This is a genomic window from Trichocoleus desertorum ATA4-8-CV12 (assembly GCA_019358975.1).
Classification (GTDB): Bacteria; Cyanobacteriota; Cyanobacteriia; order FACHB-46; family FACHB-46; genus Trichocoleus; species Trichocoleus desertorum_A.
The window spans coordinates 110,937-123,476 of record JAHHIL010000010.1; the positions used below are offsets into that span (position 1 = coordinate 110,937).

Annotated in this window: 10 protein-coding genes; 7 read left to right on the forward strand and 3 right to left on the reverse strand. The window is 51.1% G+C overall.

From position 1 onward, the window contains the following. Nucleotides 1–148 precede the first annotated feature (148 nt). The gene (locus KME12_10945) at nt 149–1,432 is read left to right on the forward strand and encodes a glycosyltransferase family 1 protein (GenBank protein ID MBW4488293.1); all 1,284 of its coding nucleotides are present in this window, start codon (nt 149–151) and stop codon (nt 1,430–1,432) included. A gap of 198 nt (nt 1,433–1,630) precedes the next feature. Then, nucleotides 1,631–3,082 carry a TIGR04222 domain-containing membrane protein gene (locus KME12_10950; protein MBW4488294.1) on the forward strand — a complete coding sequence of 484 codons (1,452 nt, stop codon included), beginning with the start codon at nt 1,631–1,633 and terminating at the stop codon, nt 3,080–3,082. A 354-nt stretch (nt 3,083–3,436) separates the two neighbouring features. On the opposite strand, the gene KME12_10955 is transcribed toward KME12_10950, so the two are convergent. After that, nucleotides 3,437–4,261 carry a mechanosensitive ion channel family protein gene (locus tag KME12_10955; protein ID MBW4488295.1) on the reverse strand — a complete coding sequence of 275 codons (825 nt, stop codon included), beginning with the start codon at nt 4,259–4,261 and terminating at the stop codon, nt 3,437–3,439. Nucleotides 4,262–4,481: 220 nt separating this feature from the next. On the opposite strand from KME12_10955, the gene KME12_10960 reads away from it, so the two are divergent. The 3 genes from KME12_10960 (at nt 4,482) to KME12_10970 (ending at nt 7,633) form a co-directional block, all read left to right on the forward strand. Next, entirely contained in the window at nt 4,482–6,419 is a 1,938-nt protein-coding gene (locus KME12_10960; GenBank protein ID MBW4488296.1) for an oligopeptide transporter, OPT family, read from the forward strand. Nucleotides 6,420–6,622: 203 nt separating this feature from the next. After that, nucleotides 6,623–6,916, forward strand: coding sequence for a hypothetical protein (locus tag KME12_10965; protein ID MBW4488297.1), 294 nt, complete (start codon nt 6,623–6,625; stop codon nt 6,914–6,916). 120 nt (nt 6,917–7,036) lie between these two features. Further along, nucleotides 7,037–7,633: a DUF3177 family protein gene (locus tag KME12_10970; GenBank protein MBW4488298.1), complete on the forward strand. Its 597-nt coding sequence runs from the start codon at nt 7,037–7,039 to the stop codon at nt 7,631–7,633. A 13-nt stretch (nt 7,634–7,646) separates the two neighbouring features. Here KME12_10970 and KME12_10975 read toward each other — a convergent pair whose 3' ends face one another. Together KME12_10975 and recQ are read right to left on the reverse strand one after the other, a co-directional pair. Further along, complete coding sequence (locus KME12_10975; GenBank protein ID MBW4488299.1) at nt 7,647–8,162, reverse strand: DUF2243 domain-containing protein; 516 nt, start codon at nt 8,160–8,162, stop codon at nt 7,647–7,649. Nucleotides 8,163–8,249: 87 nt separating this feature from the next. After that, nucleotides 8,250–10,094, reverse strand: coding sequence for a DNA helicase RecQ (recQ, locus tag KME12_10980; protein ID MBW4488300.1), 1,845 nt, complete (start codon nt 10,092–10,094; stop codon nt 8,250–8,252). Nucleotides 10,095–10,361: 267 nt separating this feature from the next. On the opposite strand from recQ, the gene KME12_10985 reads away from it, so the two are divergent. Both KME12_10985 and KME12_10990 read left to right on the forward strand, forming a co-directional pair. Further along, entirely contained in the window at nt 10,362–11,621 is a 1,260-nt protein-coding gene (locus KME12_10985; protein ID MBW4488301.1) for a lipid-A-disaccharide synthase-related protein, read from the forward strand. 59 nt (nt 11,622–11,680) lie between these two features. Then, nucleotides 11,681–12,433 carry a hypothetical protein gene (locus KME12_10990; protein ID MBW4488302.1) on the forward strand — a complete coding sequence of 251 codons (753 nt, stop codon included), beginning with the start codon at nt 11,681–11,683 and terminating at the stop codon, nt 12,431–12,433. Nucleotides 12,434–12,540 lie beyond the last annotated feature (107 nt).

Consider the following 12,540-nt stretch of genomic DNA (forward strand, 5'->3'; position numbering starts at 1 on the left):
TGTCAAAAGCCTGGTTTTGGCAAAGTATATCCTCTGACTGATGCCTTCAGCAGTCGCAAATCCTAGGATTTGAATCATTAAGAGCAAAAGCAATTTTGATAGCCATTTCGCTCAGTTTTTTATTAACTTTAGGTACAAGCTTAAAGCCATGTTTCCTCTGAAAAATCAGCATGTCGCCCTGATTTCTGTCCACGGCGACCCTGCAATTGAGATTGGTAAAGAAGAGGCTGGGGGACAAAACGTTTACGTACGGCAGGTAGGTGAAGCGCTAGCCCGTCAAGGGTGGCAGGTTGATATGTTTACCCGCCAAAGTAGCCCCAATCAACCCAAGATTGTGGAGCATGCTCCTAACTGCCGCACCATTCGTTTAGTTGCAGGCCCTGAGGATTTTGTACCTCGCGATGAGATCTTCGAGTTCCTCCCAGAGTTTGTGCAAAAGTTTCTCGATTTTCAGCAAGAGTCTGGCATTGAATATCCTGTGGTTCACACCAATTACTGGCTTTCTTCCTGGGTAGGAATGGAGCTAAAGAAACGCAAGAAGATTCAGCAAGTGCATACCTACCACTCTTTGGGAGCGGTGAAGTACAAGTCAATCTCCACGATTCCTTTAATTGCGAGCACTCGTCTGGCAACGGAAAAGGCTTGCTTGGAAACGGCTGAGCGCATTGTGGCAACTAGCCCCCAAGAGAGGGAGCATATGCGATCGCATGTTTCAACTCGCGGCAATATTGACATTATCCCTTGCGGTACGGATATTCACCGATTTGGCTCCATCTCGCAGTTAGAAGCACGGCAAAAGCTGGGGATTGATCCCGACTCTAAGGTGGTGTTTTATGTGGGGCGCTTTGATCCCCGCAAAGGCATTGAAACCGTGGTGCGGGCGGTGGGTCGTTCACAGTTGCGTGGTCAAGCTGACCTGAAGTTGGTGATTGGTGGCGGTAGCCGTCCGGGCCAAAGTGATGGCAGGGAACGCGATCGCATTGAGGGTATTGTCAATGAGTTAGGTCTGAGCGAAATTACCACTTTCCCTGGCCGTTTGGGTGACGAGACGTTACCCACCTACTACGCTGCTGCGGATGTTTGTGTGGTGCCTAGCCATTACGAACCGTTTGGTCTAGTAGCAATTGAAGCGATGGCGAGTGGTACCCCTGTAATCGCCAGTGATGTGGGTGGTTTGCAATTTACGGTAGTCCCAGAAGAGACGGGTCTGCTGGCACCTCCCCAAGATGATGCGGCTTTTGCTGAGGCGATCGATCGCATTTTGAGTGATGCGACTTGGCGCAATCAGCTAGGAGTGGCGGCGAGACATCGGGTAGAAACTTACTTCAGCTGGGAAGGTGTCGCTTCGCAGTTGAGTGAGTTGTATCAGAAGCTGATGAGCCAACCTGCGGAGAAGGAGTTAAAAAAGGAGTTGCAGCAAGTGGGGGCTTAACCCACTAGGTCTTAACTAGTTCTTGAGGTGATAACTCGATGAAGCCTGATGGCTGTGCTTTGGTGCAGTTGTCAGGTTTTTACTTTTCTTCCCCGTGCTTCGCTTGCCAAAATTGCTACTGAGGACACTTAACTTAACAGACTGCTAGGCTGGGTCTGGTTTGCATCAACCTAGATTATCAAGCTTTAGCTAACAGAAATGAACTTGCAACAAGCAGAGCTGTATCAGCGGATTCAAGCTTTTTCACTTGATAACCCCCATGACTCACTTTCTTTTAGCAAACGCTTAGCCTGTGAGAATAAGTGGAGCGTTGAGTACACTCAGCGAGTTATTCAGGAATACAAAAAGTTTGTGTTTTTGGCAGTGGTAGCAGGGCATCCGGTCAGCCCTTCCGAACAGGTAGACCAAGCTTGGCATCTCCACTTGACCTATACTCGCTCTTACTGGGAAGAGTTTTGTTCCAAGGTTTTAGGCACCCCACTACACCACGAACCGACGAGGGGTGGCAACGCCGAGCAAGAAAAGTTTGACGACTGGTACAACCAAACCCTTGCAAGTTATACAGCTTGGTTTGGTGAAGCGCCCCCTACGGATATTTGGCCTCCAGCCCATTTGCGCTTTGCCCAAGAGGCAGAGTTAATTCAGGTTGATCCCCAGCATTATTGGGTTTTGTCGAAGTTAAAACTGCCCAAGCCCGCGATCCCACTTCTGGCACTGATACTTGCTCTGGCGATTGTGGGCTGCACGCCACTGATGAGGTTGGAGCTGGAAAATCCACTTAATTTCAGAGGGCCAGAATTTTTAGGGTTTTATATGATGTTGGCGATCCCAGTGGTAGGGTTTGCCAGTTTACTGCGTTGGCTGCTGCGCTTCCCAAGCCAAGGTGCAGTTGCCTCCTCTGATCTCGACTTGTACGAAATTGCGTTTTTAGCGGCAGGGCGAGAACGAGCAGTGGAGACAGCAATTGTTCAGTTAGTGCAACATCGATACTTACAACCTAAGTCCAAAATTCAAGCACTATCCGTTACCGAAGCTTTGCCTAAAGAGAGGCATCCTCTAGAACAGGCAGTTGAAACAGCAGCCAGAGCCAACGGGAGTGTGTACCACATTAGAGGAGCCGTAACCAATATTGCTGAGGAGGTTGGCGATCGCCTGCGAGAAAGAGGATTGTTATTACCTTATTGGCGAGCGTTTCTGGCGCAATGGGTTCCAGCTTTGTCCATTATTGCTTTGTTGGTGCTAGGGATTAGCAAGATTAGCGTTGGTCTTGAACGTCACAAACCAGTAGGATTCCTGATGATTCTCTGCCTTTTTACGGCCTTTGCAGCGATTCGCTGCTTAACTCCAGTTGGCTTAAGTCGTTTTGGACAGCAAGTTGTGCAAACTTTATTGCAGCAGAATGCCAGCTTGAAACAAGCAGCTTTAAACAGTCAAGCGAAGCACAGCCCAGTAGGATTAGCATTTGCTCTTTTTGGGACTGCATCTTTGTCAAGCCAATCCTTTGCAGATTTACGCTTTGTTCTAAGTCATTCAACTAGTTCGAGTAGTAGCAGTTTCGATGGTGGGGGTGGCTGCGGTAGTAGTGGTTGTAGCAGTGGAAGTTGCGGGGGTGGATGTAGTGGAGGTGGATGTGGGGGTTGTGGGGGTTAGAGAGAAGGGGTTCACGGTTTAGCTCTGGGAGAAACAGCCTTGGGGAATTCTCCCCCAAACCCCCTCCAGAGTGCATTGTGGCAGGGTGGCTTCATTTAAACAAGGAGAAAATTGCAATGGGGTTTAACTCCTTGCCCTACCCTTTTTCTGGTATGTCCGTTAGGGCTGAATTCCTTGCTACTGAAGGTTTTAAGCAGGTTCCCCCCAAGTCTGGGGGGCTAGGGGGGCTAGGTTCGGGATTCTTTATTTCTAGACGCCGCCTTGCTGTCAGAGTACATAGTAGGGGCCTATTGTCGGGAGGTCTTCGGGAGTGTTTGGGTTGGCTGGTTTGGTTGTCAGGTTTAGGGGGCTGTTTTAGTAGTCGGTGATCTCGGATTCTGGCTCTATGGCGGGATCTGGGGTGGCATCGAGTTGTTGTAGGGTTTCTTTGACCATTTGTTGAATTTCCGATCGCACTTGTTCGTAAGCTTCAGCGGCGCACCAGGGTCGTAGATAGAGGACTGTGGTGGTGGGGGAGACGGTGTGGACGTGGCAGGTGGGTTTGGGATCGTTGAGGACTAGGGGGTGGGGGAGGACTAGGGCGAGCAACAGGGTGATGGTGGAGTCGATGGGGCGATCGCCGATGTCAATTTCTAAATCGACGCGGCGGGTGCCCAAGGTGGTCATGTTTTTTAGGGTGCCGCTGAATAGGTTGCTGTTGGGGACGGTGATTTTGACGTTATCGCGAGTGACTAGGGTGGTGTAGAACAGGCCGATGCTATCGACGATGCCAAATACGCCTGCGCCTTCCACATAGTCGCCCACTTCAAAGGGTCGAAAGGTGATGAGCATAATGCCCGCTGCGAAGTGAGACAGGGTGTTTTGCAGCGCTAAGCCGATCGCGAGTCCGGCGGCACCCACTACAGTGACTAAGGTGGCGGTAGGAATGGCCAGGGCGGTCAGGGCGGCGCTAATGCCTACGACTAGGGTGACGATTTCGGAGGCTTGTACCAGGAATTTGCGGATGGTGGGTTCGGTGCGGTTGAGGGTTCGCCGCATAACGCGCCCCACGACCCCGATCGCTAAGCGAGTTAGGACCAAGATACCAATGGCCCCAAAGACTCTCGGTACGATGTCAAAAGCCAATTCAATCAGGTTTTGGGCAACCTGCGGTGTGACGGCAGCAAGCAAAACGGTCATAGACAATGTCGAGGATGTAGCACTGATCTAACGCTCCAAAGTTTAGCGTTTAGCGGTCTGAATTGATGCAGTTAGCCTGAATTAGAGAGCCTGTGGCGATCGCTTTTCTGCTAACTCAGCTCAGTTCGTCACTGCTGACACTGCAATTCATCAAGAATTTTGAATAACCTATTCCGCAAAAGGGGATTTGACGATTCACTAAACACAAAGATCAGTTTCTATGCCAAGCAAGTCGCAGCCGAAGATGGTGTTGCCACGGGAGGCTTACCAAGCGTTACCTCCAGGGGAACGTTACGAACCCGTAGTCCCCGATGAGTCTGAGATGCCTGAGTTGACGCCCAAATCTTTACTGGTTGGAGTGGCGGTAGGAATTTTATTTGGAGCGGCGAATGCTTATCTGGGGTTGAAGGTAGGGTTGACGGTTTCGGCTTCGATTCCGGCGGCGGTAATTGGGGTGGCTGTGTTCCGGGCGTTACGGCAAGGTAGCTTGCTCGAAACCAATATTGTCCAAACCATTGGCTCGACGGGAGAGTCTTTGGCGGCTGGGGTGATTTTCACCTTGCCAGTGCTGTACCTGTGGGGCGAAACACCAGGTTTCTGGCCGATTTTTCCGCTGTCGCTGCTCGGTGGGTTGCTGGGCGTGCTGTTTATGATTCCGCTGCGGCGATTCTTGATTGTGCAGGAGCATGGACGACTGACCTATCCGGAAGGGACTGCTTGTGCTGAAATTTTGGTGGCATCCCAGGCAGGAGGGCCACAAGCCAAGCTTTTGTTTAGTGGTTTGGGTGTGGGGGCTTTGTACTCGGCTTTAGAGCGCTTTGGTCGCCTTTGGCCTGCGGAACCGGATGTAGCGATCGCGCAAGCGGGATTTCGGACTTCGATTGGGGCCAGTGTCACACCGGAATTGCTGGGAGTGGGTTACATCGTTGGCCCAGCGATCGCAGCGGTAATCTTGGCGGGAGGGGCGATCGGGTGGCTAGTGATCATGCCCTTGATCTATTTATTTGGCAGTGGGGTGCCAACGCCCATTGCCCCGGAAACCGTCACTCGGATTGCCGATATGGACAGCTTCAGCATTTGGAGTCGTTACATCCGCTATATCGGAGCGGGGGCTGTGGCTTTCGGTGGCTTGTTTAGCTTGCTCAAGTCAGCTCCAACCCTGTGGGAATCAGTGCGACTCACCGCGATCGCCCTCAAGCAACGCGGCAGTCACCAGGCGGAACGGACGGATCGCGATTTGTCTCTAGCGTTGGTTGCAGTCAGTTTGATTGTGATTGGTTTGCTGGTGGCATTTTTACCGCTACGAACCGGAGGAGCGGGGCCAGTCGGGTTGCTGGCAGGTTTGGCAGTGGTGGTGTTTTCCTTCTTTTTTGTCACGGTCTCCTCGCGCATTGTGGGCATCATCGGCAATTCTTCGAACCCCATTTCCGGGATGACGATTGTCACGGTGCTAATTTGTGCGCTGTTGTTTGGCTCTGCCTATAGTCTCCAAGAAGCGAAAGTCGCGGTGCTCACCATTGGCGCTTTAGTTTGTATTGCCGCCGCCAACGCCGGAGATACCTCTCAAGACTTGAAAACGGGTTTTTTGATCGGAGCCACTCCCCGCAATCAACAAATTGGGGAAATTGTGGGAGTGGTTACGACTGGGTTGGTGATGAGTGCTGTGCTGGAGCTGTTCCGCGCCGACATTGTTTCTGGAGCCTTTAAAGCGCCCCAAGCCAACTTAATTCGGCTGGTGATTGATGGCGTTTTGGGTGGCAACTTACCGTGGGGCTTGGTCTTGGTGGGGGCGGCTTTAGCGGCTTGTGTGGAAATGATGCGGTTGCCCACGCTCGCCTTTGCCGTGGGGCTGTATCTGCCGATTCACCTCTCGATCCCAATTATGATCGGTGGTTTAATTCGGCTCGCGGTAGAAGCCTGGTCTCCCCCTCGCAGCCTAGAGCGACGGCGGGAAGCAGGGGTTTTGTATGCGTCAGGATTGATTGCGGGAGCAGCTTTGCTGGGTGTCGTAGGAGCCGCGATCGCCTTCTTCAACCTCCCGTTTGCCCAGGCAGAACCACCGAATCCAGCGCAGTGGCAAGGAGCCGCGATCGCCTTTACTCTCCTTAGTGCCAGTCTCCTTTGGGTGATCTCTCGCTCTCCAAGTCGGCGGAAGTAACAACCTCTGCAATTAAATTTTGGGATACGCCGCTGGAACGACTGCAATTCTCTCGCAAGGCTCAGGGGTGTTGCCTGTAATTTTGTTGCAATGGAGATAGGTGCATTTTTAACAAACCCTGACTTTACAGACGGCTGATTTTACAGACCTAACCATTTTCTAACCTGTTTTAGGAGAACCACCCTGGTTTCAGGGAGGCACTTATGGCACAAATTACAGAATGTCCCAATTGCGGCAAGAAAGGACTCGTCCAACGCGGCAATGACCTGTTTCAATGCCTATCTTGCAACTTTAGTCGCGATCTTTCTGAAGCAGAACGTGGCAACGATATTTCTTGGGTACTCATCGTTGGGCTTGGTGTTGCCCTGTTGTTGAAGGTAGTGCAAGTTTTTGATTCGTCTCAGACTCCCAACTACAACAGCCCCAATTCCAGAGCTGCGATCGCCCCTGAGGTGTTGGTGTCTAAGGCCACAACTTTTTCTGACTTGACTCTCTAGTTTGTTGCATTCGGTTCATGCGCCTGTTAGAGACCGCCAGAGGGTCTTAAGATAAGAGGGGCAAATCTTGGCCTTTACGGAGGTCATTGTTTGCTGTATGAATTCCGCCGTAGATGAGTTATGCAAGATCAACTCTGGTTTGAACCGCTAGTTTGGACAGATTACCGACTGGCCCTCCTATTTGCTGTCCTTTTTCCTTTAATTCTGCTGACTTGGGCTTTTGTGCAAAAAAATGAAACCATTCAGCATCTGTTAGCTATTTATTGGCGGGTTTCGAGCTTGCTAGCCATCACGGTCTACTTGATGATGGCAGCAGTGCCCCTCAGTTTTGTCTCAGCCCTGATGGCACGGGTTCTCATTCCCATTGCGCTGTGGTTCTGGGTTGACCTCAACGAAGAAATTGACGATCAATCCCGTAGTCCCTTGAAGCTAACATTTAATGCTTGGCGTTGGGCCATGACGGTCTACAGCGCTTTAGGAGCCTTGCTTAGTTTGCCTTTCCTGCAATGCGCTATTTCTCAAGCAGCTCTGAACACAAGATTTTGTCGGGTTTGGTTTGATCCACCCCTATTGTTCAAGCAGTATTTTCATGCCAACACCAGCGTCCGCTTTCTCGGCTTCCTTGGAGTGGTGGGTTTACTCGCTTATGTAGCTTGTTTGAGCTATTTCGTCTTGGTGAAGCTGTCCAAGCAAGGCCGCTCTGCCACCCAGCAGTAAAGCCAGGGTTGCTTCATTTTGAGGTTGGTTGTTGAGCAGCCCGTAGCAACAGCCAACCCGCGATCGCTAAGCCTGCCCCCAGCGCTAAAAATCCCATATCCCAGGCGAATTCATTCGGGCCTGACTTGACGTGGTGGATGCCTAGAATTTGGTGATCGATGATGCCCTCTACCACATCAAAGATCCCTGCCCCCAGCAGCAAAGCACCCCCAAACCTTTTGGAAGACCAAGCTAAATTACCCCGCTCCAAACCCCGCCACAACACCACCAGCCCGCTAAAGGTAAACGCATAAGCCACGACATGAAAGAGTCCATCTGCTAGGGTATTGAGTTTCAGCCCTGCTACCGTCGTATCGGCATAGCCTGCACTGGTAAGCATGTGATGCCACTGCAAAATTTGATGCAGCACCACGCCATCAAAAAAACCACTAAACCCCAAGCCAAACAAAATCCCAGCGGCAACTACAGATTTGCGATCGCCCCTTTGGTTTTGGTTAGCGAGGGGAGTTTGAGTAGGATTGGCTCTCATGGGTAGATAGGAAGCTAAACGTCGTCACTTAGACTAGCCCCAGAAAATTTGTTGATTAATCAGCACCAGGAGAGATCATCCCTAAACTTAGACCTGATCCTGCCGATAGGCGCGAATTTCAGCGGTGAATTTTTCGCCGTACTGCTCTAGCTTGCGGCTCCCCACGCCAGAAATTCGGGCGAACTCGGTTAAAGTTTGGGGTTGCTGTTGGGCCATCAATTTTAAGCTGGAATCGCTGAAGACCACATAGGGAGGGACGGCTTGTTGATCAGCCAAGCGTTTTCGCAGCGATCGCAACCGTTGAAACAAAACTTCTACATCAGCCCTTAAGCCTTCCGACTCGCTTTCTTCTAGGTGATTAGTTGCAGGGGGTACGGCAATGAGAAGCGATCGCTGCTTCTTCAAGATCTCCCAACTCTGAGCATTGAGTTTGAGTACTGAGTAGCCATCACTGGTTTCTTCAACCAAACCTTGGTGTAGCAAAGCCCGTCCTAAAATTCGCCATGCGTCAGCGGTTTTGTCTTTGCCAATGCCGTAGGTGGAGAGTTTGTCATGATTATTTTGTAAAACCTTTTGATTCTTCGAACCCCGTAACACATCAATAATGTGGTTCATACCAAAACGCTCTTGGCAGCGGGCAATGCAAGAAAGAAACTTTTGGGCTTCAATGGTCCAATCTTCAATCGGTTGTGGGTATAGGCAATGATCACAGTTGCCACAGTCCCCCGGAAAGCCTTCGCCAAAATAACTGAGTTGGATCGTACGGCGACAGACAGTCCCCTCGGCATAACCAACTACCTGCCGCAACTGTTGCCGCGCAATTAGCTGATCTTGCGGATCGGTTTTTTGCTCGATCAGATACTCCACAGTTTTGATGTCGCCCAAGCCAAAAAACAACGTACAGTGAGCAGGTTCACTGTCTCGTCCCGCTCGCCCCGACTCTTGGTAGTAGCTTTCGATGCTACGCGGTAAGTCGTAGTGAATCACAAACCGCACATCTGGCTTGTTAATGCCCATGCCAAAGGCGACTGTGGCGACCATCACCCGCACATCATCTCGAATGAACCGAGTTTGATTGGTACTGCGGGCTTCGTCGCTCAACCCCGCATGATAGGGCAGCGCTTCCACACCATCTTGCTGCAACTTGCTGGCTAACTCTTCAACTTTGCGACGGCTGAGACAGTAGATAATTCCTGAACCAGCGGTTTGTTGAACTTGGTGCAGCAACTCCTTATAAGCTTGCTTTGGGCTGGGTTTGGGCCGCACTTCGTAATAAAGATTGGGCCGATTGAAGCTAGCGGTGTGAATGTAAGGGTCTTGCAGCCACAACTGTTCGATAATGTCTTGCCTGACCCGCTCTGTGGCTGTGGCCGTTAAAGCCATGATGGGCACATCGGGGTAACGTTGGCGCAATTGCTGTAACTGCCGGTATTCAGGCCGAAAGTCGTGGCCCCAATCGGAGACGCAGTGAGCTTCGTCAATGGCAAACCCAGCCAAGCCCATGCGCGATCGCACGTAGTCTAAAAAAGGTAAACATCGCTCATTTAATAAGCGCTCTGGAGCGAGATAGAGCAGCTTGATCTCCCCTGCTAAAATTGCCGCTTCCCGCGATCGCGCCTCCATTGGATGCAAGCTACTGTTGAGGAATGTGGCCCCAATGCCATTGTCCTGTAGGGCTTGTACCTGGTCTTGCATCAGGGCAATCAGCGGTGATACCACTACCGTTAAACCTGGCTTCAGCAGGGCTGGTAACTGAAAACAGAGAGATTTGCCGCCGCCTGTGGGCATCACGATCAATGCATCTCGGTTTTCTAAGGCAGTCTCGACAATTTCGCGCTGTCCAGGACGAAAAGCTTCGTAGCCGAAAAAATGCTTCAGCGCTTGTTCCAGCGAGGAAAATTGAGTCGGTGTGGAAAGGATATCTACTGACATTGATTCAATCTGGGCTATCCATTGCCTCGCTACCTTGCACCCATGACGAATGCAAAGGAGGATGCGAGAGCGTAGACTTGCCATAGTTGTTGAGTGCGGCTCCAGAGACTCCTTAGCTTATCAAAATCTGGGTGGTCGTCTGACAGCTAATTGGTGTAGTTCTTCTTGTCTACGCTTTGTCTACGCTAGTTTAGAAAAGTTGTGAGTCTGTCTCTTCTAGAGAATCGCCTACCTGCTAAAATCTGCTACGCCTGCTAATGGAACCAGATGAAGATACTTTGCCTGAGTAACGGTCATGGAGAGGATGCGATCGCGGTGCGGATTTTGCAAGAATTGCAGCAACAGCCGCAAGCTTCAGAAATTGCCGCTCTGCCCCTCGTTGGCAAAGGTCAAGCTTACATCAACCACAATATTGCGATCGTCGGCCCTATCAAAACCATGCCTTCTGGTGGCTTTGTCTATATGGATGGTCGGCAACTGGCGCGGGACATTAAAGGTGGCTTGCTACAACTGACGCTCGCTCAAATCAAAACCGTCAAAGCTTGGGCGAAAGCAGGGGGAGTCATTCTAGCGGTGGGCGATATTGTGCCGCTGTTATTCGCTTGGCTGAGTGGCGCTCCCTACGCTTTCGTCGGCACCGCCAAGTCAGAATATTACCTACGCGATGAAGTGGGCCCGCTACCCCGTCACTCCTGGTTTGAGAAAATGGAAGATTGGTCAGGCTCAGTTTACTTACCTTGGGAACGTTGGCTGATGAGCCGCCCCAAGTGCCAAGCCGTTTTTCCTAGAGATAGCTTAACCACGGCTGGGCTGAAGCAATGGTCGATTCCTGCTTTTGACCTCGGCAACCCGATGATGGACAGCTTGGAGCCTAGTGCCACTGCGATCGCTACCAAAAGCCAAGAGAACCCACCCCTTACCATTGCCTTATTGCCTGGTTCTCGCCCCCCCGAAGCCTATGCCAATTGGCACCAAATGATTCAAGCGATCGCCAGAATTCTGGAAACCTTCCCCAATCGCCCCATCCTATTTTTAGGCGCGATCGCCCCTGGCTTAGATTTAGACCAGCTCCGCGAACCCCTAGAAACCCAAGCTTGGCGACTTAGCACCTCCAATCATGCTTTTAGCTCTGACCCCACTGCCCTCTGTTTCACTCAACGCAAAGCTACCCTGGTACTCACCCAGCAAGCCTTTAACGATTGTCTGCACTTGTCGGATTTAGCGATCGCAATGGCAGGCACAGCCACCGAACAATTTGTGGGCTTAGGAAAACCTGCGATTACCCTGCCTGGTCAAGGGCCGCAGTTTACCCCTGCCTTTGCGGAAGCTCAAACTCGCTTGCTGGGTGCCTCGGTGACTTTAGTCAAGCAGCCTGCTCAAGTGCCCAAAGCGATCGAAGCTTTGCTCAGCAACCCCGATCGCTTGCAAATTATTGCGGATAACGGCCAGCGTCGTATGGGTGCCCCCGGAGCGGCCCAACGGATTGCGATTCAGCTTGTCCAGCAGTTCGGGAAACTGAATGCCTGACGTTGAATCCCTTGGAAGCAACCTGGACAAGCTGATACAATCCAGGCTCCCAAGTCCTCATGAAAATCGTCAAAGAAACCCCGACGCAATTAAATCTGTTGAGCCTGCCAATCTGGCTGTGGCTATTTGGCCTGATATTCGCAGGCATTGGTCTAGCCGTGATCACAGGTTTTGGTAAGGTCGTCACGCTCAACTGCGATCGCATTGCACCAACGGAGAATAATTGTCAGCTTAAAGCTGCGGGAGTATTCAGCATCGCCCCTCAAGAGAGAAAACTAGAAGCCTTAGAGGGGGCAAAAGTAGAGCGGATGAGCAGTAGCGATGGCGATACCTTTCGAGTCGTGCTAGTCACCAACCAAGGCGAAGTTCCCTTCACCGACTACTACAGCTCTGGAGAGAATGGCAAACAAGAAATTGCCACTCAAATTAGTACATTCCTGGGTAATTCTCAAGCATCCTCCTTAACCCTGCAACAAGACGATCGCTGGTTCATGTTAATGGTTGGCGGTGTTTTTGTCGTCGTGGGTCTTGCTGTTGCCGTTGTGGTGGGCGAAATTATCGTCTGTGAATTTAACAAAAACTCAGGTAGCCTAACCCTCAAACGTCATAGCGTGCTTGGCACCAAAGTGATTGAGCGGCGAATTCGCGATATTGAAGATGTGCGAATTGAGGAATCACATGGCAGTGATAGCAGCACCTATCGAGTCAGCTTAGTGTTTACTACGGGCGATCGCCTCCCTCTAGCTTCGTATTACAGCTCTGGACGACAATCGAAGCAAGCGATCTGCGATCGCTTAGGGGGTTGCAAATAAATAACACCCCTGTCAAGCAGGAAGAATGGTGATATCCCATTTGGGTAAAGTTTCAGACCGTTGCCAGAAGGGGAGATAGGATTCTAATTCCTCAGCCAGCAATTTGA